Genomic DNA, 25,154 nt, shown 5'->3' with positions numbered 1-25,154 from the left:
CTTCATTGACATCCTCCCCCACCTTCACTCTTCGTGACTCAGGAGGGGGCTCCCCGTTAGTGGGTAACTGCTGATCGCTCAGTGTCAGGTTCCTGCTTCAACGGACGGCCTGAATGCCCCCTTCCTCCACAGGCAAATACGGCATGCCCTGCCGCTAAAATATTACACGCACCGTTTACATCGGCATTCGTGGTGTATCCACATACCTGACACTCGAACTGACTTTGTGACTGGCGATTTTCTTTTGCTGTATGACCACAGCAAGCGCATCGCTGACGGGTATAGGTCGACCTGACTGCCACGCCAGAGTTGCTTGTACTCAAGCTGACGGCGCATTTCGTACCAGCCCTGATCCAGTATTGAACGATTTAAGCCTGATTTTGCACGGACGTGACGACCGGGCTGTTCTGCCTTACCTTTCGCAGACTTTGACATAGTGCTCACCTTCAAGTCTTCAATGACGATCATCGCGTGGTTTTTGCTGATAGTCGTGGTGACTTTGTGAAGGTAGTCTTTGCGAATGTTGGCTATACTGGCGTGCAGACGCAGTATCTTACGTTTCTGTTTCTGCCAGTTATTGCTGAATTTGACCTTGCGGCTTAACTGATACTGGCGCTTTGCCAGCTTTTTCTGATTTGTTTTAAAACTGTTAACCGGCTCGAATATCGTCCCGTCTGACAGGGTAGCAAGTTTGGTGACGCCGGCATCCAGGCCAATCATTGTGGTTGCCGGGTGAATCTGAGTCTCTGTTTCAATTTCTACCTGAAATGAGATGTACCAATGTCCAGCTCGTTGGCTGACGGTCACATTTTTTATCTTGCCCTGTACATCCTGCGATTGTCTGAATTTGTAGGCTTTCAGGATGAGCATCTGCATTCAGTGTGGAGTAATTTTATGCACTATCCTACTGAATATTCGGTTAATTTCAATGCAAAAATACAAAATCAACCGTTCAAGGCAGGCGGCTTTTCTTCTGCATGTTCATCTTGTTTTCGTCACCAGATACCGGAGGAAAATACTCGGGGATTTACACTACGCAGCCTTTCATCAGTATGCGGGGGAAATCTGTCGCGATTTTGGTGCAGAGTTGAAAGAAAGTTACGGTGAATCTGATCACGTCCATATGCTGATTGAATACCCGCCGACAGTTCGGTTCTCAGTGCTGGTCAACTCGCTGAAAGCGGTCACATCACGACGTTTGCGTAATGAGTTTCTGGATTTGCGTGGTGCATACGGCAAGCCAGTATTGTGGTCACGCTCTTATTTTGCCGGTTCGTGCGGAGGTGCTCCGTTGGAAGTGGTTAAACAATACATTCAGCATCAGCGTGGCTGATGTTGATACGGACTTTTCAAGCCCGTCCAAATTCCCCTCCCGCCTTATGTCGGCGGGAGTACCCTTTGGAGGAAAAGATGGGGATCCCTCAGGGGAATACCGCCCTTTATCATGCTCGGAAGACTACTTTTTAGCCTCGGCTCTGAGTTCAGTTACATTTTTACCGCCAATTCCCCAGTTATCAGTTTCAACTTCATCAATAATAACAAAGGTTGTTGCAGGATTTTTTCCCAATACATCGACCAGTAACTGGGTAGCTCCTTCAATTAATTGCTTTTTTTGCTCTGCTGTAGCACCTTCACGGGTAATTCTGATATTTACAAACGGCATAAACAGCTCCTTTTCATCGGTTATTATTGGCAGACTCACTCTGCCAGGGCACATTTATTCGGTATTTTTATCTTGATAATGATCCGCAGTGGCTATCCAGGCAGCGCAGAACAGCGTTAAGCGGGCAAAGAGATAGAAAAATGTCATCAGGCCGATAACAGAGCCAAAAGCCGCGCCGGAAGGGGAGCTGGCGAGGCGAGGCAGCGTCATGGTCATAATATATTTGATAACTTCAAAACCTATAGCTGCCATCAGTGTCCCTTTCAACAATGCTTTGCGTTCTGGCTGGTGGCGGGGTAATACCCAGAATAGCCACAGGAAAAGCAGATAGTTGGCTGAAATAGAAATTGTTAGGCCAATCAGGAACCACGATGGACGCAGCCACTCAATGCCATCTAACCCTAATATCTTAACGATGGTTGCCTGAGCGGAGCCGGCGATAGAGGTCAGTGACAGTGTGATCACCAGAGCTAATAATAGCCCAATCAGAGAAATGGCATCACGAATATATTTAAAATAGATTTTCTCGTTATCTTCCTGATTCCCTACCCAGACAGGCTGGAACTGGGCGAGAATTGCCTGACGTAAATTGCTTACCCAGTTTACACCGGAATAAAGAGCAATCGCCAAACCGGTTAATCCCACGGTAGTTCGCTGTTTAATCGCAGTATCGACACTATTTTTCAGTGTATTGGCGAGTGTCGGATCACTAATACTGTTTGCGATACCATTGATTAGTTTTGCCAGTAAATCAGGATTAGAAGCCAGAATAAAACCCGCAATGGCGAAAGAGAGCATCAGAATGGGGATAAGAGATAAGAATGAAAAATAGGTGATTGCCGCCCCAAACTGATTACCCATCCGATCATTAAAGCGTAGCGTTGCCCGGATAAAGTGAGCGATGATAGGAATATTACGGATATAATTTCCTGCTCTGACGGTCAGAGAAATCGCTTTTTTACCGTGATGAATGCCTTTCTCCAAAGGAGTTCTGGATAACCTTTCCGGCTGATGTTCTGTTGTTTCCTGTTTTTCTACATCCTTTGGCATGTGCACCCTCAATGACTTCAAATAATTCACTGTCTTATAATGCCATTGTAAGATAATTATTAACAATTCATAAAAACTATGGAAAAGTATTGCTCTAATAAAATAAACCGTTATTTCCCGCTATTTATTGCATCTTAAATAAAAAGATCCCTCATTTGAAGGATCTTTTAGAGATGCATTAACTCATAACCGATTAATGCGATTTACGATTAATTATTTCACCATGAGTTACGCCATTTTCAGTCTCATTGCTATAAGTTTTCACCAAGGGTATTTTACCGGACAATACACCATCCTGAACTTCCTTGACAATTCCGCTAACAGAATCAGGCAATACTAAACTGCCACCTTTGCTGTTGTCATAACCTGTAACAGATTGTTGTTCCACATTTTGAGTATTAATAATGACATTGCCTTTCTCGCTACCAATCTGCCCACCAATCAGATGTGTATTGCCTTTTACATCCAGATTAACGTTCTGATTACCGGAAATTACCGATTGTTCACTGACAGTTTCCCGACCTTTAATATCGACATTACTTTTGAATTTACCTGTAACGCCATTAATCCCTTTAATATTATTAAGGCTATTAAACGCGGAGGTTAGTCTTTCTTGTAATCCTTTCTGCTGTGGTTCTTCTGTTGTGTTTTTCGATGGATCATCTTTCGATACATCGTCTTTAGATATTTCATCTTGAGGTGCATGATCCTTAGTCATTTCATCTTTGGGGATGTCATCACTTTTGACTTTAGATTCTTTCGCGTAATTAAGACCCGCATCAACACCAACATTCAGCCCATGTTCCGTGTCTTTACGGCTTTCAACCCGCAAATCACCACCAATGTTACCTGTTACTTGATCAGCACCTATTTGCGCACCGCTAACGGTCGTATCATCGCCACTGTTGATGACAACATTTTCGCCCTTGATGTGGCTATTACGCTGAGTTGTTGCTTGCAAGCGATCAACACCCACTTTGACTTCCCCGCCAACGTTCTGTTTTGTGGTGGTGGTTGTACTGTCATCTTCCGCTTTTTTGACTGAGTTTGAGTTACCACCGTTGCCTTTCAGGTTCAATTCCCAACCATCGTTGTTAACGCGATCCTGAACAGAGACCAGCTCAATATTGCCTTGTTTGGCCGTCAGATCGATCTGCTTGCCTGTCACTGCTGAGCCTTTCAGCGTCAGGTCACTGCCTGCATTCAGATTGACCCCTTGCTTACCGCTAATCTCACTTACCTGAGCTGTGGTGCTGTTTTTGCTATCCGTGTTGTAACCGCCGCCAAGACCGATATGAATATTCTTGCCTTCTGGAGAGGCTCCTCCTTTAGCAGAAGCTTCACCGTTATGACCGGTCGCTGTTTTCGTTGTGCTGCTGGTGGCATGATCAAAACGGATATCCCCTCCCGCATCTATATTGGTTTTGCCTGTTTTGGCATACAGAGATGTACCCTGATATTCAGCATCCCTCTCGACATGGATATTAATGTCATCTGTTGCAGTAATTTGGCTGGTGACTGCTTCGGTTGTGGAAGTATGGTTGTTTTGTGTGCCGCCTTTTCCCTTACCATTAGCAGAGATATCTTCACCAGTGGTGGTATAGACGCGCAGGTCCGCATTGCCGCTGGTTTCACTGTGGCTGCTTTCGTGGTGATTCTGTGCTGCTTCGCTGGTATGGTTGCCGGCTTTCAGCGAGACATTACCCTGGCTGGCGTGATATTGAGTGCCCTGATCATACAGTTCGCCATTGGTTTTAATAACGACATTGCTGGCCTGGACAGATGTCACGACAGCGTCGGACTGTTTGCTTGCTGTCTGAGTGCTACTGCCGTTGGCTGCAATATCCACTCCCAGATTAGGTGTACCTTTCTTGGTGAATGTTCCATCCAGAGCTGATTTTGCGGGTTCTTTCACCGCTTTCTCAATCGGGCGGGTGACAGCGCTATAATCTATATTGACACCAATATCCGTGCCGACCTGTAGTTTACTATTGGAATTTGATTCAGTATTGGATGCAGCCAGATTGCTGACTTTGCCTGCCTCAGTGGTATAAGTGCCATTGATTTTGTGATTTGTGCCTTCCTGAACCAATTCCCCACTGGCTTTAATGCTCAAATCACCTGCGATCTGCGAATCGGAAACAACAGCAGTGGTGCGGGTATGATTGTTGTTATGACCTTCATAGCTGCCATGAATACCGGCACCCACTTTATCGATTCCTCCGGTAAGATAGACACCAACATGTTCTTTATTCTGAGATTTCTCTTCGGATTTTTTATCATGTGCGGCTAACAGATGAACATTTGTGCCAGTGATCTTAGCATCACCTTTGGTCGTCACCAGATTGGAACCACTGAGGGTGACATCTTTATCAGCATCAATAGTAATACTCCCCCCACTCAACGTAGAAGCTTGCTGTGTTGTCATCTGATTTTTCTGGCCGTTGCTGGTATGTTCAATACCCACGCCAGCGCGATACTGCTTATCTCCCTTTTGCTGGAATTGACTTTGCAGATCCAGAGAAGTGTTTTGCTTATCAACCTGTTTCTGTTCGCCATAAGAGAGTACCTTGATATGACCGGATGTATTCAGGCTAAGGGCACCGGCACTTTGCACCAGGCTGCCAACCACATTCAGATCTTCATCGCCGAGTAATTTGAGATCAGCCTCGGAAACTAACTCGCTGCCATGAGATTTCTGTTGATTGCTGCTGGTCCTTTGTGAACTATTGGTAATATTGAATACCGTACCTGTTCGCTCATCAATTTTCTGATTGAGATGACTGACAGCATTGTCGATAGTTAACTCGCCACTATTGGCATGTATAAAAGCACCTTGAACCGCTTTTACTTTGCTACCGGTAATCGATATACCCTTTTGGCCGGACAGCAATAAACTCCCGTTGGCAGTGAGTTCGGATGCATAGCTGGTTTCTTTCACCTCACTGTTGTCTTTATTAGCGCCACCACCGATACCGCCCCAATATTTCTTATCATCACGTACAACACGGCTATCAGCAATTTTCTGCACATTGATTTGCAGTTGTTTACCAGCTTCCAGTACCAGATTCTGGCCTGCGTGCGCTTTCGCGCCAAGAATTTCGGCTTGGGTTCCTGCTTTAATATTAAGATCAGCTCCTGCTCGTAATTCACTGGCAATCAGGCGCTGAGTCTGTTTACTCTCTTCCCAACTTCCCGTTTGCAATTTAGCCGTGTGATTTTTCTTGTAACCTTTTTCTGATGTTTTCTCTGTTTCAGTCAGACCAGCAATCTGTACATCTTTTTTTGCTGTAATAGCCAGTTTATCTTTGGCATCTATTTGGCTGCCAAAGACCTTAACGTCACCTGCAATGGCGTTTAAATTGACATTCTGCCGGGCTTTTATCGTATTCCCTGACTGATGTTGTTTTTCACTCTCCTGAGTAACCTCATGCCGCCAGGAATAACCCCGTTGGTTATTAACATTTTTAGTGGATTGAATTAACTGCTGCCCATCTAAAATCAGATTGGCGCCACTCAGATTAATATTGTCACCCACTATATCCGTGGCCGTCATCTGGTTATTGTTCTTGGCAACCAATGAAATATTTTTGCCTTCCAGTTTAGTGCGGGCCAGTGACTGGCTGCTTTTATTGTCATTGATATAAGAACTGCGGAAATAGCTTTGGTAATTATTACTACCGTCACGGCTATATGTTGATTCGCTGACTTTGCCTTTTACCTGAATATTGTTGCCCAGAAGCTCAAGATCCCCACCTTGCAGGTGTGTGGCTTCTAAATTAAGGTTGCCGTGAGAATCAACAATAATCTTGTCACTCCCGGAAAGAGAGCCTTGCAGATTTACCCCGCTGCCTTTGGCGGTATTAAGCAAATGGATGCGCCCGGCTTGCATACTGCCAAGATAATAACTATCCAGCATCCCGGTTAATTTTTGCTGAGAATCGAGCACTTCTCCTGTGGCGGAGGTTTTATTTTCACCACTGATAGCATTAATCTCTTTTTCAGCGGTGACAGTTCCCCGGCTATCAATTTTAGGGGCAATAAGATCAAGAACCGCGTTGGCGATTAAGCCATCTGATTTAATTTTCAGACTATTCTGATTATCAAAAGTGCTGAAACCTTGCAAATTACCCTGTTCTACCAATGGATTACCAACGACCAGAGCAGCGCGGTTAGTATTGATAAAACCACATCCATTACAGGTGATGCCATTTGGGTTTGCCAGCACATAATCTGCTGCGATACCAAACACCTCCTGCTGACCTAATAACAGGGAAGGGTTCCTGCTGATAACTTCATTGAGAATCAGGCTGGCGGCTTGACCATTTAAATTAGGATTAGCAGTGAGCTGGCCGGCTAATTGTGATTTCCCATCCGCCAGAGCGTTATTCAGGACGGCACCCAACTGGCTGACGTTATAATCCAGATATTGGTTATGTGACAACCCGGAAGAGGAGGGTGTCACGATATTCACCACAGTTGCTTTACCTTCGATAGCTAAAATATCGGGATGATGTGCCGGATCGCCCCCACCAACGATTTTGTTGGCAAAGCTGGTAGAGCAGGAAACAAGAATGATAGCCATAGAAGTGGCAAGCTTGCCGGTAGGAGATAACCTGAATTTTTTATTTTTCATATATGAGTCTCTATATATTTAGTTATATTACTGTGTACAACATTGGGCACTGCTAAAAACCATCAAAAGGTGTAAGAAAAACGGGTTAGAACCTGCACGGGCTCAACAGATGTATTACGGCTGGAAAGCAATTTTCCACGGCTGGCTTCGATATCGAATACCATGTGCTGGTATCTCAGCGTGGCACCAGAACTGAATCCTGCACTGCTTTGCCAGCCTTGAGGGCTGCGATAGCCTTGAACCTGACCGGCATCAATACCGATACGTACAGATAACGTACTGCTGGCAATTGGGAAGTTGCGGGACAACGTATTTTGCAGATACCAGCCGTTATCCCCGGATAGTGTATTTTTGCTGAACCCCCGGACTGCGTTGCGATCAGTAATATTCAGCCATTCAACGCCGGGCAGGCTGTGCCGGTTGTATTGCCCATAAAGTAGGTTATTGAGTTGGTAAGATGAATTGAACAGCATAAAACGCTGATGCAGGTTGACCATCAACTTACCTTTGGTGAATTGCTTATCGAGATAAGTTGTGGCGGTTTGAGCACCAAACCAAGGCAAACCCTGTTCAACACTCAGATTTAGGGTGATTAAACCGGTGGGGATTATGTGTAAATGATTGACCCCGAGTTCAAGTACACTCAGCGTCTGGCTGCTGACACCAATCTTGGTGTCATTGATATAATTGTTGTAATTCTTGTAAATAAGTTGTCCGCTGACGGTATTAATCTGAGATTGATTGCGATAGAAAGCAAAATCAGAACGCATCCCAATTTGCTGAGTATTCCCATAGATTTTTACGGTTTTGGTTTGCAAATGGGGATGACTGGCATATTGGGAATAACTGCCAAATCCACTGAATGTTGCTGCGCCGTAGGGCACTGAATAGAGAAGGGTAGCTGCGCGGTTGTAGCGATGGGATGGGCTATCCAACGTGCTGCTGGCATTCACGCTGATAAAGTCAGATAAACCAAACGGGCTATCGAAGCTTGCATTGGTGCGAGTTAGCCATTTTCCAGTACTTTTCTGCCCATAATTATCGGTGATGATATTCAGCAACCAGGGTTTACTGTGCTGATTATGCAGTTTAACGACTGAGCCACCATTAACTGTCCCCGGTAAAATATCCAGAGTGGTTTTATTGGACTGTAACCGGTTAGCCTGATCTAAACCCTGATCAAGTTGCGTGATATTCAGGGGCTGCTTTTCCAGACCGGGGAATAACATACTGCTGTTAACCCAACGATCGCCCCCTTCGATTTTCTCAATAAATCCTTCAATAACATTTAGCCCTAACTCTCCGTCGGCATCGGGAGCAATAAACTGAATACGGGCGGTAACATAGCCTTTACTGATATACAACTTAGTCAGCTCATGGCTGAGTCGGTTGATATCATGACTACTGATACACTCCGGGGATAAAGCACTGAGAGTATTTAACTCCCGAACAGAAAGAAGCGAGATCCCTTTCAGATAAACACCTGTTAACGGCAGACATTGCCTGGATTCTGGCAGTACAGGCGCAGGCGTTGACTCAGGGACTGTATTAGCCTGCTGTTTTAATTGCTGATATCGGCGTTGTTCTATCAGTTGGTTAATTTCCCGGGAACTATCTTGCAACGTTCTCCTGGCCTCAGTCATCGGCAGATTATCATTTAATTCTGCTGGTGAAGCGGTTATTTGAAAGGAAATAGCACACAATATTAAAATAGATATTCTTTTTATCATACATTCACCGATAAGGACGATATTTTATTCCATAAAACATAAATATGGGGTTTTAGCCTGATAGGTAATTGCATGCGTATTGGCTAACTTATTCGTTATTAAAGCATACTCTTGGTTATATCATGCTCTGATTAACGATTGGCGTTTCTTTTATATCTCGATTTTCTATTATAAATTTCAATTAATTGGTTATGTAAATAATAATAAGTTAATAATAACACTTATTTTATTGCTTATTAATGAATTAACTTAAGGGGAATTTATAACAGATGATTATGTTGGTAGTTAATAGGATGGTGCCATTAGGAAGATTTTTAAAGAAAGCAAAGATTAAGCCAAATAGGTAATAATAAACTAAATTTTAGTTCAGTGTTATTTTGCTTGGAAAATGATAGTTCCTGATGTAATGGTTTTTATAAGTTATTTTCGTTAGATAAATGAATAATAGAAAGAACAGCGTTTTGATTGAGGAGCGAATAATTGTTTGGAGATTGTTAAATTGGTGGAGGGAAATAAAGTTTACTTATGTGGTGAAAGTTTTTCTAGGATAGTAATATAATTTTACTATTATATAATTTGCTGTTTTATAAAGGGATTAAGTGAATCTTGGAAAATGAAAAACAAAAGTACTGGAAAATTACTTTGATAATTTTCCAGTACAGAGTTATTATATCTAAATATTTAAATTAATTATGGATATTAATTACTGCATCATCTGATATATACGTACAATAACCAAGCAATCCTTCATCCGGCTCTCCAAGACCCTTCCATCTATTGTAGATGGATATATACCATGTGTATTCAACTTCACCTGAAGCAACCAGTGTAGCTTCATGGTAGGAATTTTGGATCTCGCTGGATTCAATAGGATATATTTCGTTGTCTATTGATGATGAGTTTTTACTGGGAGCAGCAACATCATATATTTCTGGTTTGAACGATGGTGTGGAAATGAAACTTTGGTTTTTTGTGTGCATTTGATATAAAAATACTTGATGATCAAATTGGGCTGTTAGACTAGTAGTCCTCCATCTAACTATATCACCTACCCTACCTTTGATTTGAAGTTTTTCTGAGGCATTATAACTCGGTGAGTATGTTTGGTGTTGAGTGGTAATATAATAAAAATATTTACCATCAATTTTAGTTGGATTTTCTGGATCTTTGCTCAAATTCTTGTGGTCAGATAAGATAGATTCTACATCAATGGCAACAAGAATATCAACAGTACTTTGGCTCATAATTTTTTCTCCATTGTTTGATATTTTTATATATTATGACTTTTTAACGATAATGAAAGGATCATGCCAAATATATCCAACTAAATTTGAACCTTTATATATAGACATATGCCAAATATAATTGTCACTTTTACTAAATTGTTCTGAAGTTGCTTTGAAAGCATCTGACTGATGGTAATAGCTTGTTACACTATGCCCATCATAAGTATTTTCATCAGTCATATAAGGAACTAGAATGCTACTAGTAATAAGTTGTGGATAGGTTATATGCGCACTTGAATTCTTTGGATCCCCTACTTCTCCACCGTCCATCTTGTATAAAAGTACTGAATATTTCATTTGTTGAGTTAGAGATATTGGTCTCCATCTGATAGTATCATCGACATTGACTGTTAGTTTCATTTCTCCAGTAGCATTATCTTCTGGAGCATAAAGATATGTATTGTCAATGTTACTTCTAACTATATAGTATACGTATTTATTATCTATCTGAGTAGGGTCTTGGCTCAGATGATAGTTGTTAACGATAGATTCTGCATCTACACAAACAAGAATATCTACAATATCACTCATTTCTATACTCCTTCACTAAAAGCGCTAGATTGTTAGTTTCAGGTCGTTCAATAACTATTTATATAATTAATCATTAGTGCTGAAGAAGCTACTAGTATAATTAATAGTTTATAAAAGAAAACTGCTTATATATTTACCAATGTCTTTTTGAAATATAATTGAGTCTTGCTTTTAACTATATTCAATCACAGTATTCAGGCATTGGATTTGTTAACTGTGACATCAAGTGGTAGACCTTTTATGCCTTGTAGGGATTCCTTGTTTGATGGACCATGAGAATAATAACCGATAAGCTTCGATCTATTATAAATGGCTAGATATAATGTACAGTAGGAAAAGCCGGAGTTGAGTAAAGTCCATTCCTGATAGGAAATATGCTCCTTTTGATAGGTAATAGAGGGGATTCCTCTATTTTCTTGTGGGATTGGAATGTTAGGGGAATTTTTAATAATATTTTCAGACAAATAAATATTATTATCACCGGTTATTTCTTTCATGTCATATAAAAATACTTGGTATTCAGATTGGGCAGATAAACTCAAAGCTCGCCATCTAACTATGTCATGTATGTTTCCTGTAATTTTAAGTTTATCTATATTTTTGTTATATTGGCCGTTATTGTTATATATTTGTTGTTGGCTGGTAATATAATAAAGATATCTACCATCACTTATGGTTGGTTCTTTGTAGTCTTGGCTAAAACTTAATCCCGATGTTTGGATATCTTGTATGATAAGTTCTACATCAACAGCGATAAGAACATCAATGATGTTAATGGATTGGTCACTATTATCTTTAAGAGCTATAAAGTTTTCTGCATTATATATATTCTTCATAATGTTATCCTAATAATCACATAGGGAGTATTATTTTACCTATTTCTAACGGAGTATGTTGAACATATCCCTTTAATTCTTTTTGTTGATATATGGCTATTATCCAAGAACATTTTCCACCGCCTGATCTTATAGCTATTGATTGAAAATAATATCTCTTTATTAGTTCTTGTTCTATATCTAATCTATCACTGTTGTTTGAAATATAACCAGAATTAATTTCACTTTGATATAATTTTGGAATTGTTATAGTTTCATTAATAATTGTTCCTGTCATCTCATATAAAATCGTTGTATATTCAAATTGTTGTGTTAAAGATACGCTTCTCCATCTAATATTATCACCAACATAAGCTTTTATTTCCATTTTCCCTGTAGCATTATTTCCGGGAATGTAAAGATTGCCTATGCTAACTATATAGTAAAATAATTCATCGTTTATTAGAGTGGGATTTTCAGGATCTTGGCTTAAAGAAGGGTATTTTTCAATAATAGATCTGACATCTACACAGATAAGAATATCTACAATATCACTCATTTCTATGCTCCTTCATTGAATTAAGATTCTTGGAGGGTTAGTTATCACTCTGTAATAATTGACCATTAAGGTTGAAATAACAACTGATATAAATCATAGTTTATATAAGGAAATTATTCACATATTTATCACAGACTATCTTAGATATAGTCTGCTCCCTTGTTAACTTATTATTTTAAAATTAAAAATAATTTATTTTTGATATAATGCACTAAGGTGAATGCTTATGTTTTTTAAAATAGCTCAATATGCTTTCTAGAGTGTTATTATGTTTGTATATATTCTATATAGCTTGATTATGGAAAACTCAATCACATTGATATAGTTTTTCCAATTAATGGATAAAATATTGCTGGCTACCAAATCTTTTGCTTCTTTATCACAATAAATGAAAATTTTATTTATAAAATAGGAGTTCTGCTACTATAATAAATATTAGTGTTCTCTATCAATATTCTGAGTCTTTAAGAGGGAATTGAATGAATATTTATCGACCGTATATCTCATCCTATAAATTTCATGAATTAGATGTAGATGCTCACTTTGTAACTGAAATTTGTGAACTTATTGACAAAATTTCAGGATTTAGTTTGTTTTCGCTGGTCTTAAAGACCCGTTTCCCGATATCTAGCCGTGAAGTGTATTTTTTTGATAATTATCACGAATCTTGGAGAACTCTTTATATGGAAAAAAGATATTGGATGATTGATCCTGTTCTACATTTCCGACCTGTGCCCCCTTCTTTTTCAAGAGTATGGAACTTGAATTTTTTCTCAGAATCTAATGGGCAAGAGCTGTGGTATATGATACAGAAGCATGGGTTTCGATCTGGGATCACATTTGGGCTTTTGGCATTATCGGGAACGTACGGAATATTCTCTGTTTCGGGGAAAGATGGGCCGATTGATAACGATACAATGTATAAGTGTAGTGGGGAGATTCTAAAAATATATATTAGGATAATAAGATATTTAACATCACATACAACGTATTTGCAGACATTCTATATAGATGAAACTTCATTTTCGAATAGAGAATTAGAAGTGTTACGGTATACCGCAGATGGCATGATTTCAAGTGAGATTGCTTCAACTATTTGCGTAACTAAAAGTACCGTTGATTTTCATCTAATGAATATCGTTAAGAAGCTTGGTTGTAGGAATAAATTCCAGGCAATCGCTAAAGCAGCATTACTTGGTTATATAGAATAGTATCAATTAGAAATTTTCAGGTTATTATATCTTTTACTTTATAAAACAATCTATATATTATTACTACAATCATATCGATGGTGGTTATAGATAACGACTTGAATGGATTAAAGAGTGAGTTTGAACAAATATTTGACGATTTCACTATTGTTGGTTTTATTGTCACAATTGTGAATAGGGATCAGGAGTGATTTTATCTGACAAAATTGAAATAATATTTGTTTAAAACTGGAAAACACATTCAATCAAACACTCTTCTCTTTGGGCAGAATTGTAATATTACAGTTCTGCTTGTTCTTTGCTTAATTTTCGGTATAGATTCAAGATCCAATAAAGGGCAAACATCAAATTCTGTTCATGAAAAACTCGATATGATAAAATGCCCAACGAATTATTTAAATAAATACGGACCTATTTGCTCGTAGAATAATGATGTTGCACTTACTATGCGAAACCAAGTTCCATTATTATATAAGTTGGTGTTAGTTAGAGATATTTAGGTAAAATTAATAAAGTAGAAAATAAAAATACTGGAAAACTATTTTAATAATTTTCCAGTAGGAAATGACAGTATACAAATGTTTAGCTATTAGTTACTTTTCACTTCAATATATGGATCGTATCGATAATAACCCAGGAGCTTTGTACCGTCATAAGCGGCAAAAAACCATGTATATCGTTCCACACCGGTTTTATAGGCTGTTGCTTGAAAATAACTATCTTGAGATTCAACAAAAATTGGTTTAGGTTCATCCTCATCTGCGTTTACCCCTGACGGGATCATTGGGATTTTTTTACCTTTAGGGTTATGTGACCATATTTGTGATGGAATAGAGATAATATCCTCTTCTGGATTAAGCTTTTTGAATTTATACAATATAATAGTATAGTCGAAATTATTAGATACAGTTGTAGCTCTCCATCTTATGTTGGCATTAATAGGAACAATGACACGGGCACCAGATGAACTACTAACTACCAGTCCATACTCTGGAGTATAACTTGCTATATAGACATACTGCTTGATTGTTGTTGGGTTTTTAGGATCCAGAGAGCTTTTAATCTGACTATCATTAATATATTCAACAATTGAATCAACATCGATAACAAAAGTAACATCAGCGGTAACAGAGCTCCTGGCTTCAATAGTATGATCTTTATCTTGAATGATCTCACTCATTATAACACCTCTTTACATACGTAAATTATCTGTTGGAAATTGTAAGATTATTTTGATTGCTAGTTATTATTTTAATAATTTTCTTTTTTTTTAATAATTAACTATTAAGGCCGAAACATCCACTGGTATAAATCATAGTTTATACGGGAGAATTACTGGTATATTTATCAGGGATTGTGTTATATAGTTAAATTTTTAAGTTAACTTGTTGTTATAAAAACAAAAGATAATCTTTAGATTAATATGTTGGGTAATTATTTAAATAGTTTCATATGAATATATTATAATTATATATGTTTCTTTGCCAGATTATTAAAATTTCAATTATATTGATATGGTTTATCTTGTTTACGGGTAGTACAAGTACATTGTAACTTATCAGATACTTTGCTTCTGCATAACAGTAAGTGATTATTTTCCATTGAGTAAAAGTTTTGCTACTATAATAAATACAGGGATTCACTATCAATATTCTTAATTTTTAAGAGGACATTGAATGAATATTTATCGGCCATATACCTTACCCTATAAATTTCACGAATTAGACGTAGATGCTCATTTTGTGGCTGAAATTTGTGAAATTATTAATAAAATTTCGGGATTTAGTTTGTTCTCTCTTATATTAAAGTCACGCTTTCCTATATCTAACCGTGAAGTGTATTTATTTAATAACTATAATGAATCTTGGAGAACCATTTATATAGAAAAGAAGTATTGGATGATTGATCCCGTTCTAAATTTCCGACCTGTTCCACCTTCTTTTTCAAAAGTATGGGACTTAGATTTTTTTTCAGAATCTAATGGGCAAAAACTCTGGTATGTGAGTCAGAAACATGGGTTTCGCTCTGGGATCACCTTTGGGCTTCCTGCATTTTCAGGAACTTACGGAATATTTTCTGTTGCGGGGAAAGATGGGCATATTGATAACGAAACAATGTATAAATGCAGTGGAGAAATTTTAGGAGTATATATTAGGATAATAAGGTATTTGACATCAAACGCAAAATATTTGCAATCGCTCTATATAGATAAAACTTCATTTTCAAAGAGAGAATTAGAAATACTAAGATATACCGCAGATGGGATGATATCAAGTGAAATTGCAGCAACCATTTGTGTAACGAAAGGTACAGTTGATTTTCACCTAATGAATATTGTTAAGAAGCTTGGCTGTAGAAACAAATTTCAGGCGATAGCTAAAGCTATATTACTTGGTTATATATAATTAATATCAATTTGAAATTATCAGATGTTTATATTTTTTACTTCATAAATTAATTTGAAATATTAATATTATTACGCAAATGAATTGATAGGAGAATTTTAACAGAAAATGACTTTTTACCTCCGTATCTTTATTAGTACTATTGTAAATAGGAGTTGGAAAGATTTTCCCTGACGAGATAAAAATGATATTTATTAAAAATATAAAAACATTTTCAGCTAAATGTACTTCTCCCTGGGCGGAATTGTAATATTACGATTCCGCCTGTTCTCTGCTTAATATATGTATGATGGGGTTGTTAATGACAGTTCAAGTCGTTGTAATGCGCCTGTTAAGCCAACAAACGGTAAATGTCAGACTTTATTCTGTAATTTTTATTGATGATGGGTAATTTTACCCAATGATCCGTGGTGCTATTTATTAAACAATATTTAGCAATACCCGTTAAAGTCATTATGTTGGGGATGAGGACTTCCCTCAGCAGTCATGATGTTATTATGCTTCACAAACTGTTATCGGGCCGCAAGTTCAGTCGGTAAAAGATGAGCTTGATGCATTAATTTAAAGGAAGAAAATAATGTTTGATTTTGATACCCTGGTTAATCGCCGCGGTACTTGGTGTATTCAATGGGACTATGTTGGAGATCTTTTTGGTGCTGACGATCTTCTCCCTTTTACTATTGCTGATATGGATTTTGCCACTGCACCCTGTGTTATTCAGGCATTACAGAAACGTGTGGATCATGGCATATTAGGTTATAGCAGCTGGCAGAATGAAGAATTTCTTGGTGCTATACGTTATTGGTATCAACAACAGTTTAATTGTGAAATCAATACAAATTGGATGGTTTATGGCCCTTCTGTGATGTATATGGTTTCACAGTTAATCCGAATTTGGTCTAAACCCGGTGAAGGTATTGTTGTCCATACTCCTGCTTACAATAACTTTTATAAAATTATTCAAGAAAACCAGCGGCAACTACTTTCTTCCCCGTTTGAGAAACAAGGCAATGATTGGGTGTGTGATATGGATCAACTTGAAGCCTTGTTATCTCAACCGGAAACAAAAATATTATTGCTGTGCAGTCCGCATAATCCAACTGGCAAAGTCTGGAGTTATTCTGAACTTAAAACTATGTCTGAATTATGTAAGCGTTATAATATCAGTGTCATCAGTGATGAAATTCATATGGATATATTCAGGGGAGAAACGAAACATATTCCCTGGAGTGAAGTTGCTACGACTCATTGGGCACTAATCACTTCGGCATCTAAGACATTTAATCTTACTGCGCTGACGGGGGCTTATGGTTTCATTCATGATGATCATAGTCGTGCGGCATATTCCCATCAATTAATGCAGTGTGATGGATTATATTCTCCTGCTATTTTCTCGATATCAGCCCATATTGCGGCTTACCGGGAAGGGCAACCATGGCTTGATGCACTACGCGATTACCTGAGTGGTAACTTGAATTATATTGCTGAGGAGCTGAATGCAGCATTTCCACAACTGAACTGGCAGCCACCGCAGGCGACTTATTTGGCCTGGATAGACCTGCGTAATCTGCATATTGACGATGATAAGTTGCAGCAGGTACTTGTTCATGAAGAGAAAGTTGCCATTATGCCGGGTAGAATTTATGGTGAAGCTGGTAATGGTTTCCTGCGTTTTAATGCAGGATGCCCTCGTAGTAAAGTTGAATTGGGTATCCAAAAATTGATCTCAGCATTGAAAAAGCTTTGCTGATAATGATTAATTCTGGCAAGTAAACTGTTTCTATTACATTGCCGGTCAGCGGATAGACAAATAATGGCTGGGTTCTATAATTAACGGAGCTCAGCATTTTTTAATCTTGTTGGTAATAAATTTAATCAATCAAAAGATAATGAAAGAGAAAATTTTTATAATAATTATCTGAAAGAGATTCATAATGTTTTCAATTTAAAAAGATGATTCAGATAAATAACTATAGGACATAATGAAGGAAAAAACATCACGACCAATCTGATAATCATTATATCCTATATTTCCACAATATCTTTCATATCAGGAAAATGCCAGACTGATCAGTCAATTATCAACTTTCGGTAATGGCCCCAATTTCACACCTTCTGGATAGTATTTCCAGCCATCACGAATACGGATGTTTTCATCCCAAGGCAGTTTATATTCACCGTTTGCCAGATCGCGCACCCAGGTCAAATAATTAGCTCTTTCTCCGCCGGGTTTACCAACATAACCTCGACAACCGAGATTAAAAATACTGTTCTCTAGCGCCCAGTTCTCACGGGCCTTATCTGCCAGACGCGGGAACAATTCGGCGGTAACAATTTCCCAAGGGTTGCGTTGCCCTTGCTGGATAATGTTACCGTCATAATTACAAATTGTACCTTCACCAAAATAATAAAAAACCTCATCATAGCCTGCCAGATTAACCGATATGGTATACATTAAATTCTGCCAGGCATTAGTACGGTTGGTCCAGATCCACTGGTCGTTGACTTGAGTAGAATAACCGGAAATACGGATAAAAACGTTACAGCCTTTATAGGCAGCTTCGCGCGCCAGCTCAGGAAACATACCATCATGACAAATACACACTGCGAGTTTTGCACCTTTTGGCCCCTCACAGACCGGCATACCCAGATTGCCTGGCATCCAAGGTTCAATTGGCACCCAAGGCTGCAACTTGCGGTAATGTAGCGCAATCTCACCGCTGTTATTAATAATGATCGCTGTGTTATAAGGTGGCTGTGATGGATCTTCATTATACTCCATTAACGAAAACACGCCCCAGATATCGTTGCGAATACAAGCTTGGCGAAAACTATCCACTTCTGGACTGCCCAGTGATAACAACATTTCATCATAGGTCCAGATTTTAGTATTCAACCCCTGAGCAGAATATTCAGGAAATACAATTAAATCCAGATCAGGATAACCGGCTTTAGTTGAATCTATCGTTTTACAGATTTGCTGCACCTGAACCTGAATATCTTCAGGTTTCTTAATCACAGGAACAGGATATTGAATAGCCGCAATTAATAATGCTTCATCCCACGCGCTTACACTCCCGGTACTGCCCATAATAGACCTCTGAATAAATAGTAATGATTAAGATTGAATGGCAAGTTTCATCGTTATACAGGCAAATAGAGTGTGGTTTATCTTTATCCGCCGTTAAGCGATTTTACTAATGCATAATAGCGCCTCTTTTGATCACCAAAATGCGATCTGCAACATCAAATAAAAAGATTAATTACTTTGTAGTAAAAAATACTTTTACTCACATTAGTATGAGTTTGCCTTGGTTGAGCCACTGATGAGAGTAAATGGACTAGCCGGTTGAGTGGGAGCATGTGGAAAGATGGGGGAAAAATTCATGCACAATGTCAGCATGTAGTTGGTTATGCTGACCTGGGGATAGTTTGATTTTCTGTCCGTTGGGGAACTCGCGCAATACTTCAAGAATGGGCTGGTTCAATGAATAGTTGTTATCCTTACTGTTGGTTGCTCTGGATAAATCGTCTCGGTTGCGATCTATAATGCGAGCTTGTGCATTGCTCCAGGCATCTGTTGGTTTAATATTTGCTAAGGCAAGCAAAACCCATGCTGAGCGGTTGTTATATTGCTATTTTGGCAACCCAAGTGTTTTGAGTAATAATTGCGTTCACTTGTGTACTGCCGGATATGCACTGAAAATACTTATCCAGTAAGGTTGAATTAAATAGCAATGCCAATCCATATGCCTCGGCTTGGCTGAGAGGGTCTTCATTATGACCAATGTATTTTAGGTGGTTTTCCAGAGCAATCAGATTGCTATTGATGGTATCTGGGCTGTGTACTCCACCCACTAATCGACGTTTTTCATTTTTTGAACTAAAACGCTTCAATATGACATAGGGTTGATTTTTCGAGGTATGCTTTGTTCTACTACGGGCCCGGTGGAAATAAAATATCCATTATCCTGAAAGTAGCTGCTTCAATCCGTTAAGATCCTTGTTTTTTAATAATTCCCAGTATTCTTTATAGGCAGAAATAAGAGACAGTTGATAGAGTTCTGGTAATGAACTTATAACATTATTTTCTTTTGAAAACTGATATGAATTTACCCAGTTCCATACAGGGTAGTCATTCTTTATATCAAATCTCTTTTACAATACATAACTTCGTTAATGTTTTTATTGAAGTATCATCATTAATATGATTCTGTTGATAAAATGAATATATCTCTTTGACAAACTCGTTCATTTCCCGATATTTCTCATGAAGAAATTAACAATGTTGCACTTATTATGTGAATCTGCCATGCAATATATGCTATATATCTCATCTCCACATATATCACCATCACCAAAATTACTCAAAAACCATTTATAATCATCAGGTAATGTTAGTGATAATGCTTTTTCTGTTTTATTTGTCCATTCAGGAGAGGGTGCGTCATCGGCACTTTCCATATTTAATAGATCGGGATGTTCCGAGAATAAATCTATTAATTTATCTCTGTTCATTTAAAATCTCCAGCTCTATTGATCCAATACTGTTCTCGCCATTTATTAAATGTAGCTCGATCTATTCCTGAAGGAATCGTATTAGGATTTATATGAATTGCTTTGTGATTAACTTCATGGAATGTTTGGCTCATTTCAGCAATAGGACCGTTTTGAGTTTGTAACATATGATGTAAGTTTACAGCTTTTCCATCATGTCCAACAGGGGCATCTACCTGATGCCATTCGTTCAATATTAGTTCCTCGAATCACTTTTCCTTTATCTCACCATGCCGACATATGTTGAGGATCAAACAGATCATCTCTTTGATATACCTTATTCTCTTTAAATGTAATCGGGTCTGATGACCAATATTTTCTCTTTTGACTATAGGGCGGCCGGGGCACCGTTGATAAACACGGTTTCACTGCCCTGGGTAATCAGGGGTGGCGCCAGGTGTTTAGTGCAGCCAGCGGTATCGACGGTGGCCCGTGCTGCGGCTTTCCCTTCAATAAACACATTGGGGGAGCCGGTCAGCAGGACCCCACTGGGCGGGTCGATACTGTCCACCATTTACTGAGGCTGTCAAATAACCGGCGATAAAGCGTTTGATATCCATCTGCTCGGATAATATTCTTTGACGTGAGGATTTTTTTTTTCAAATCGTTATTAATGGTTAATGATTTTCGATTAAATGCCATTAACTCTCCTTCTGAAAAGCGGCATTTATTGAGTTAAATCTGCCTTGATATAAGATATTTAATATTTAGGTATTCGTACTTTTAAATGATTAAGTAGGTTAGGTAAATGTAAAATAAAGGGAAGATAGAATCGCTGATAAATGGATTAAACTGGACAGAGTAAACAAAGTGGATCCTGCCATGAGTTTTATGATAGAACAGTATTAAACCTGTGATTAAAATTCATTTTTTTAACTGATATTTTTAATCGGTATAAAATTTTAACCATCGTTTTTATCACTTTTAATCCCGGATTTTTGTTAAGTTTAATCATCATCGGATTATGTTTAACGAATGTTAATTATATTCACTTTATCTTTACTGATGCTGTTAAATAACCGACGATAAAGCGTTTGAATACCATCTGTTCGGATAATATTCTTTTACGTGCATATTTTCCAACTTGCTATTAATGGTTAATGATTTTCGATTAGATGCTATTAACTTTCCTTCTGAAAAGCGGAATTTATTGCGTTTAATCCACTTTGATATAAGAGATTTAATACTTCGGTATTCGCGCTTTTAAATGATTATAGCAGGTCAGGTAAATGTAAAATAAAGGGAGGATAGGATCACTGATAAATAAATTAAACCGGTCAGGCTAAAAAAGTGGGATCCCGCCCTGCGTTTTATAATGGGCAGGGTTTAACCTGTGTAAAAATCATTGTTTTAATTGATGGTGTTAATCGGTATGAAGTTTTAACCGTCATTTTTACCCCTTTCAATGTAATGCTCCGGTGAACTCACCTTGTCTTTCCCTTCTGACCCCTGCACGCTACCGCTTCCTTATCTTCACTTGGAGACTGACACCATGAGCCGTAGCCGATATACCCCGGAGCAAAAACAACACCCTGTGACCCAATGGCGGCACAGTGACCTGACCCGCAAACAGTATTGTGAACAGCATCAGCTGAGTTTTTCCTCTTTCCGCGACTGGATTGCAGACAGTAACAAAATGCGCCAACCTCTCAGCCAGACACTGCCCGCCATCTTGCCGGTTTCTCTCCAGCCTGACGACGCGCGCACCGTCACCCTGCATACCCCAGACGGTTATGCCATCGCCTGTCCATTGACGCTGTTGCCTGAAGTGATGCGGGTACTGACCCGATGCTGAAACCGCAACAGCTCTTTCTGGTGCGCGAGCCCGTCGACATGCGCCGGGGCATTGATGCCCTGACCCAATACCTCGAAGGATTGAATTTACGCTGGCAGGACGAAGCCGCTTTTGTTTTCTGCAACAAGGCTCGCTCCCGTCTCAAGGTGTTGCGCTGGGACCGACACGGCGTCTGGTTGTGTACCCGCCGTCTGCACCGGGCCCATTTTGTCTGGCCGAAGCAGGGCGAGCGCAGCTGGGTGATGACGCCCGCCCAGTTTGACTGGCTCATCCGCGGCATTCACTGGCAACAGGTCGAGGGGGATGACCTGTCCGGCTGGCGAAGCTAAGTTCCGCTACCCCGGTCACACTTTTACCGGATAACAGCGGGGCATTATCCGGTACACTGGCGGCATGACGCTCAATGACCCCGGGCAATTTCGGGCGCGGGCCCTGGTGCTGCTTCAGCAACAACACGACTATATTCGCCAGCTGGAAGAGGCCCTGAAACAGGCGCAACGCTGGCGTTTCGGCGCGCGCAGCGAAACCCTGCCTGCCGGTCCCAAACGCAGTCAGTTTGAGGAAGATGCGGAGACCGATATCGCGGTGCTGGAAACCCAGCTGTCACGCCTGCATATCAAGGAAAACGCGCCCGCGTCTCATCCTAAACGTCAACCTTTGCCGGCGACATTACCCCGTGAAGATATCCGGTTGGCGCCGGAGACGGAGAGCTGCCCGGATTGCGGTCATGCCCTGCGTTTTTTGCGCGATGAAATCAGTGAACGGCTGGAATATCGCCCCGCGACATTTGTTGTCCGGCGTTATGTCTGTCCGCAGTACAGCTGTGCAGCCTGCCAGCGAATTCATGCCAAAGCCCAGCCCGCCCGTCTTATCGAAAAGGGCCTTCCGGAGCCGGGGTTGCTGGCTCAGGTGGTGGTCGCTAAATATCGTGACCCCCTGCCGCTCTACCGTCAGCAGTCCATCTATGCCCGCAGTACCCTGCCGGACTGGGTGGGGCAGGTGGCTGTGCAACCGCTGGCCGATGCGCTGAAGCAGACGCTGCTGACGTCCCCGGTGCTGCATGCCGATGAGACCCCGTTGCCGATACTGGCGCCGGGAAAAGGCCAGACCCAGCGGGCTTACCTGTGGACGTATGCCACCGGCCCCGATACCCCGCCGGCAGTGGTGTACTATGAGCTGCATCCCGGCCGCAGTGGCCGTTATGCACAGGGGTTCCTGGACGGATGGGCCGGTGGCTACCTTGTCACGGATGACTACGCCGGTTACAACGCGCTGCATGCCCGGGCGGATATCACCGAAGCGGGTTGCTGGGCTCACGCCCGCCGCAAATTTTTTGACCAATACCAGGCCAGCGGTAATCCGACGGCCAAACAGGTGTTGGAGGGCATTCGTGACCTGTACAAGCTGGAGCGAAAAATCAAACACCGGCCCCCGGATAAACGGCGTCAGTGGCGACAGCGTTATGCCCGGCCGTGGCTGAAGGAGTTTCGAACCTGGTTGCTGACGATTCAGGCCAAAACGGCCCCCAACTCCGGGTTACGCAAAGCGATAGACTATACGCTGAAGCGCTGGTCGGCCCTTGTGTGTTATCTGGATGACGGCCGGGTGCCGATAGACAACAACCGGGCGGAGAATGCGGTCCGGGGTGTGGCGCTCGGCCGCAAGAACTGGCTTTTTGCGGGTTCGCTAGCAGCGGGGCAACGGGCCGCTATGATAATGAGCCTGTTGGAAACCGCCAAAGCCAACGGACATGAGCCCTGGGTCTGGTTGCGTGATGTCCTTACCCTGTTGCCTGCCTGGCCGAATAATCCCTTCAGTTAACATCCCATTTTGTGGTTATCTGACAACGCAAGGTGAGTTCACCGGAGTATTACGAAGCACTGGCCTTGGCCCAACTGGTTAAGCGGCTGTGCTGGTCTGAGATACGGGCTTGCGCGGTGAATGACGAGGAAGCATATCAGATCAAAGATGCCCTCGGTAAGCTCCAGTCGGCGCTGGCTTACCGAGGGTATGCGCCAAGGTAGATCATAATAAGGCCGGAAGATCACTTAGGAGCTTCCGGCCTTATTAATATGTTTTAGGCTAAATTAGAGAACCCAAAATCTATATATCCCTCAGAGCTAATAACAAAGCACCATTTTTTATTTTCATCAAAAAAATAATGATGTTGCGGCACATTATTAATAACAAGTAAAAAAATAGCATGGAATTGCTCTGGATTCATAGCGATTGCAAAGTCTAAAGATGAATCATTTATATAATAAATCGTTTTACTGCTAGATATAACCTTATTAAGAGAGTGATTTTCAACAAATTTATTCATTAACAGTTCCAAATCATCATCTTTCGTATATAAACAACTTTGATGATTATTGGTTTTTGACCAGTCTATCTTAGAGCCTTTCCATTCAAAAGAATCTGATAAAGAGTCGGCTATTTCTTCCCAATCATCTATTATTACTGGAGGATTAGGTTGTTGATTGATTTCATTTCTAATTTCTTCATCAAGAGTCATGAGCCTCTCCACGGTTTTGATGGAAGATCAAATAGCTTTTGCAGTTTAGTGACTGTTTTCTCAGTAGCATCAAAAAGGAAATGTTCACCTTTTTCTTTTCCACTAAAGACATTAATATGGGCACCGCTTCTTTCATCATATTCAATTCTAAAACCTGTTTTTCCATCAGCGGTAGTCATTCCTACAGGCTGGTTCTTTGTAGAACCAAACTTACCAGTGTTCACTTTCTCTGCTTTAAATTCTCTATCTGTAAGCCAATTTAATGCCTTATTTCTAGGGGCTGTTGACGTTTTGAGAGGAATTACGGAACAGCATGATGATGGGGTATAATTGCTTTCGCCAAAAAACGACTCTACCTCACCATCATGCCAAGAACTATGTTAACAGATGAAGTATGGAAT

23 protein-coding genes and 2 pseudogenes are annotated in these 25,154 nt (G+C 40.3%); 8 read left to right on the top strand and 17 right to left on the bottom strand.

Going from position 1 to position 25,154, the window contains the following annotated elements; genetic code table 11:
* Positions 1-56: 56 nt before the first annotated feature.
* Positions 57-849: pseudogene (locus tag C5470_RS22500) on the bottom strand (RNA-guided endonuclease InsQ/TnpB family protein); the annotation flags it as partial.
* A gap of 79 nt (positions 850-928) precedes the next feature.
* Here C5470_RS22500 and tnpA (C5470_RS14460) point away from each other — a divergent pair.
* Positions 929-1,333, top strand: coding sequence for an IS200/IS605 family transposase (gene tnpA, locus C5470_RS14460; RefSeq protein WP_036846086.1), 405 nt, complete (start codon positions 929-931; stop codon positions 1,331-1,333).
* A gap of 123 nt (positions 1,334-1,456) precedes the next feature.
* Here the strand turns inward: tnpA (C5470_RS14460) and C5470_RS14455 are convergent, their stop codons facing one another.
* From C5470_RS14455 to C5470_RS14420, 8 genes are all read right to left on the bottom strand, one after another.
* Positions 1,457-1,663, bottom strand: coding sequence for a 2-hydroxymuconate tautomerase family protein (locus C5470_RS14455; RefSeq protein ID WP_036846083.1), 207 nt, complete (start codon positions 1,661-1,663; stop codon positions 1,457-1,459).
* Between the two features lie 54 nt (positions 1,664-1,717).
* Positions 1,718-2,713, bottom strand: a complete 996-nt coding sequence (gene yhjD / locus C5470_RS14450) for an inner membrane protein YhjD (protein ID WP_166290240.1) — start codon at positions 2,711-2,713, stop codon at positions 1,718-1,720.
* Positions 2,714-2,906: 193 nt separating this feature from the next.
* Entirely contained in the window at positions 2,907-7,349 is a 4,443-nt protein-coding gene (locus C5470_RS14445; protein ID WP_166290238.1) for a hemagglutinin repeat-containing protein, read from the bottom strand.
* A 62-nt stretch (positions 7,350-7,411) separates the two neighbouring features.
* Positions 7,412-9,079 carry a ShlB/FhaC/HecB family hemolysin secretion/activation protein gene (locus tag C5470_RS14440; protein WP_166290236.1) on the bottom strand — a complete coding sequence of 556 codons (1,668 nt, stop codon included), beginning with the start codon at positions 9,077-9,079 and terminating at the stop codon, positions 7,412-7,414.
* A 686-nt stretch (positions 9,080-9,765) separates the two neighbouring features.
* Entirely contained in the window at positions 9,766-10,323 is a 558-nt protein-coding gene (locus C5470_RS14435; protein WP_166290234.1) for an AidA/PixA family protein, read from the bottom strand.
* A gap of 33 nt (positions 10,324-10,356) precedes the next feature.
* On the bottom strand, positions 10,357-10,896 hold the full coding sequence (locus tag C5470_RS14430) for an AidA/PixA family protein (RefSeq protein ID WP_166290232.1): 540 nt from the start codon (positions 10,894-10,896) through the stop codon (positions 10,357-10,359).
* A 194-nt stretch (positions 10,897-11,090) separates the two neighbouring features.
* Complete coding sequence (locus C5470_RS14425) at positions 11,091-11,732, bottom strand: AidA/PixA family protein (RefSeq protein WP_166290230.1); 642 nt, start codon at positions 11,730-11,732, stop codon at positions 11,091-11,093.
* Positions 11,733-11,748: 16 nt separating this feature from the next.
* Positions 11,749-12,270 (bottom strand): AidA/PixA family protein, encoded by a 522-nt coding sequence (locus C5470_RS14420; RefSeq protein ID WP_166290228.1) that lies wholly within the window; start codon positions 12,268-12,270, stop codon positions 11,749-11,751.
* 479 nt (positions 12,271-12,749) lie between these two features.
* Between C5470_RS14420 and C5470_RS14415 the strand changes: the two genes are divergently transcribed.
* Positions 12,750-13,481: an autoinducer binding domain-containing protein gene (locus C5470_RS14415; RefSeq protein WP_166290226.1), complete on the top strand. Its 732-nt coding sequence runs from the start codon at positions 12,750-12,752 to the stop codon at positions 13,479-13,481.
* 589 nt (positions 13,482-14,070) lie between these two features.
* Here the strand turns inward: C5470_RS14415 and C5470_RS14410 are convergent.
* Entirely contained in the window at positions 14,071-14,661 is a 591-nt protein-coding gene (locus C5470_RS14410; protein ID WP_166290224.1) for an AidA/PixA family protein, read from the bottom strand.
* Between the two features lie 496 nt (positions 14,662-15,157).
* On the opposite strand from C5470_RS14410, the gene C5470_RS14405 reads away from it, so the two are divergent.
* Together C5470_RS14405 and C5470_RS14400 are read left to right on the top strand one after the other, a co-directional pair.
* Positions 15,158-15,886 (top strand): LuxR family transcriptional regulator, encoded by a 729-nt coding sequence (locus C5470_RS14405; protein WP_166290222.1) that lies wholly within the window; start codon positions 15,158-15,160, stop codon positions 15,884-15,886.
* Positions 15,887-16,463: 577 nt separating this feature from the next.
* On the top strand, positions 16,464-17,636 hold the full coding sequence (locus C5470_RS14400; protein ID WP_166290220.1) for a MalY/PatB family protein: 1,173 nt from the start codon (positions 16,464-16,466) through the stop codon (positions 17,634-17,636).
* 324 nt (positions 17,637-17,960) lie between these two features.
* On the opposite strand, the gene C5470_RS14395 is transcribed toward C5470_RS14400, so the two are convergent.
* The 5 genes and pseudogenes from C5470_RS14395 to C5470_RS23725 all read right to left on the bottom strand — a co-directional run.
* On the bottom strand, positions 17,961-18,977 hold the full coding sequence (locus C5470_RS14395; RefSeq protein ID WP_166290218.1) for a formamidase: 1,017 nt from the start codon (positions 18,975-18,977) through the stop codon (positions 17,961-17,963).
* 250 nt (positions 18,978-19,227) lie between these two features.
* Positions 19,228-19,494, bottom strand: coding sequence for a BsuBI/PstI family type II restriction endonuclease (locus tag C5470_RS14390; protein ID WP_166290216.1), 267 nt, complete (start codon positions 19,492-19,494; stop codon positions 19,228-19,230).
* Between the two features lie 643 nt (positions 19,495-20,137).
* The gene (locus C5470_RS14385) at positions 20,138-20,404 is read right to left on the bottom strand and encodes an SMI1/KNR4 family protein (RefSeq protein WP_166290214.1); all 267 of its coding nucleotides are present in this window, start codon (positions 20,402-20,404) and stop codon (positions 20,138-20,140) included.
* Positions 20,401-20,637 carry an HNH/ENDO VII family nuclease gene (locus C5470_RS14380; RefSeq protein WP_242688010.1) on the bottom strand — a complete coding sequence of 79 codons (237 nt, stop codon included), beginning with the start codon at positions 20,635-20,637 and terminating at the stop codon, positions 20,401-20,403. The genes C5470_RS14385 and C5470_RS14380 overlap by 4 nt, the downstream gene beginning before the upstream one ends.
* A 140-nt stretch (positions 20,638-20,777) precedes the next feature.
* Positions 20,778-20,957, bottom strand: a pseudogene (locus C5470_RS23725) (PAAR domain-containing protein); the annotation flags it as partial.
* A gap of 978 nt (positions 20,958-21,935) precedes the next feature.
* Here C5470_RS23725 and tnpA (C5470_RS14370) point away from each other — a divergent pair.
* From tnpA (C5470_RS14370) to C5470_RS14355, 4 genes are all read left to right on the top strand, one after another.
* Positions 21,936-22,238: an IS66 family insertion sequence element accessory protein TnpA gene (tnpA, locus tag C5470_RS14370; protein ID WP_166290210.1), complete on the top strand. Its 303-nt coding sequence runs from the start codon at positions 21,936-21,938 to the stop codon at positions 22,236-22,238.
* A complete protein-coding gene (tnpB, locus tag C5470_RS14365) occupies positions 22,232-22,567 on the top strand; it encodes an IS66 family insertion sequence element accessory protein TnpB (RefSeq protein WP_166290208.1) in 336 nt (111 codons plus the stop codon). Before tnpA (C5470_RS14370) ends, tnpB begins: the two co-directional genes overlap by 7 nt.
* 64 nt (positions 22,568-22,631) lie before the next feature.
* Entirely contained in the window at positions 22,632-24,059 is a 1,428-nt protein-coding gene (gene tnpC, locus C5470_RS14360; RefSeq protein WP_166290206.1) for an IS66 family transposase, read from the top strand.
* A 32-nt stretch (positions 24,060-24,091) separates the two neighbouring features.
* Complete coding sequence (locus C5470_RS14355; protein ID WP_166290204.1) at positions 24,092-24,262, top strand: DUF7706 family protein; 171 nt, start codon at positions 24,092-24,094, stop codon at positions 24,260-24,262.
* A gap of 53 nt (positions 24,263-24,315) precedes the next feature.
* Here the strand turns inward: C5470_RS14355 and C5470_RS14350 are convergent, their stop codons facing one another.
* Both C5470_RS14350 and C5470_RS14345 read right to left on the bottom strand, forming a co-directional pair.
* The gene (locus C5470_RS14350) at positions 24,316-24,753 is read right to left on the bottom strand and encodes a type IV secretion protein Rhs (protein ID WP_166290202.1); all 438 of its coding nucleotides are present in this window, start codon (positions 24,751-24,753) and stop codon (positions 24,316-24,318) included.
* Positions 24,750-24,977, bottom strand: a complete 228-nt coding sequence (locus C5470_RS14345) for a hypothetical protein (RefSeq protein WP_228940685.1) — start codon at positions 24,975-24,977, stop codon at positions 24,750-24,752. The genes C5470_RS14350 and C5470_RS14345 overlap by 4 nt, the downstream gene beginning before the upstream one ends.
* Positions 24,978-25,154 lie beyond the last annotated feature (177 nt).

This window comes from Photorhabdus stackebrandtii, assembly GCF_011189495.1.
GTDB lineage: Bacteria > Pseudomonadota > Gammaproteobacteria > Enterobacterales > Enterobacteriaceae > Photorhabdus > Photorhabdus khanii.
Note: the sequence above shows the minus strand (reverse complement) of the source record. Positions and strands in the feature narration are given on the sequence as shown.

Coding starts and splice junctions, on each gene's coding strand:
- C5470_RS14425 (WP_166290230.1), bottom strand. CDS start 11,732: ATGAAGAATATATATAATGCAGAAAACTTTATAGCTCTTAAAGATAAT.
- yhjD (WP_166290240.1), bottom strand. CDS start 2,713: ATGCCAAAGGATGTAGAAAAACAGGAAACAACAGAACATCAGCCGGAA.
- C5470_RS14400 (WP_166290220.1), top strand. CDS start 16,464: ATGTTTGATTTTGATACCCTGGTTAATCGCCGCGGTACTTGGTGTATT.
- C5470_RS14410 (WP_166290224.1), bottom strand. CDS start 14,661: ATGAGTGAGATCATTCAAGATAAAGATCATACTATTGAAGCCAGGAGC.
- C5470_RS14405 (WP_166290222.1), top strand. CDS start 15,158: ATGAATATTTATCGGCCATATACCTTACCCTATAAATTTCACGAATTA.
- C5470_RS14430 (WP_166290232.1), bottom strand. CDS start 10,896: ATGAGTGATATTGTAGATATTCTTGTTTGTGTAGATGCAGAATCTATC.
- C5470_RS14435 (WP_166290234.1), bottom strand. CDS start 10,323: ATGAGCCAAAGTACTGTTGATATTCTTGTTGCCATTGATGTAGAATCT.
- tnpA (WP_166290210.1), top strand. CDS start 21,936: ATGAGCCGTAGCCGATATACCCCGGAGCAAAAACAACACCCTGTGACC.
- tnpC (WP_166290206.1), top strand. CDS start 22,632: ATGACGCTCAATGACCCCGGGCAATTTCGGGCGCGGGCCCTGGTGCTG.
- C5470_RS14350 (WP_166290202.1), bottom strand. CDS start 24,753: ATGACTCTTGATGAAGAAATTAGAAATGAAATCAATCAACAACCTAAT.
- C5470_RS14420 (WP_166290228.1), bottom strand. CDS start 12,270: ATGAGTGATATTGTAGATATTCTTATCTGTGTAGATGTCAGATCTATT.
- C5470_RS14395 (WP_166290218.1), bottom strand. CDS start 18,977: ATGGGCAGTACCGGGAGTGTAAGCGCGTGGGATGAAGCATTATTAATT.
- C5470_RS14440 (WP_166290236.1), bottom strand. CDS start 9,079: ATGATAAAAAGAATATCTATTTTAATATTGTGTGCTATTTCCTTTCAA.
- C5470_RS14385 (WP_166290214.1), bottom strand. CDS start 20,404: ATGAACAGAGATAAATTAATAGATTTATTCTCGGAACATCCCGATCTA.
- tnpB (WP_166290208.1), top strand. CDS start 22,232: ATGCTGAAACCGCAACAGCTCTTTCTGGTGCGCGAGCCCGTCGACATG.
- C5470_RS14445 (WP_166290238.1), bottom strand. CDS start 7,349: ATGAAAAATAAAAAATTCAGGTTATCTCCTACCGGCAAGCTTGCCACT.
- tnpA (WP_036846086.1), top strand. CDS start 929: ATGCAAAAATACAAAATCAACCGTTCAAGGCAGGCGGCTTTTCTTCTG.
- C5470_RS14415 (WP_166290226.1), top strand. CDS start 12,750: ATGAATATTTATCGACCGTATATCTCATCCTATAAATTTCATGAATTA.
- C5470_RS14455 (WP_036846083.1), bottom strand. CDS start 1,663: ATGCCGTTTGTAAATATCAGAATTACCCGTGAAGGTGCTACAGCAGAG.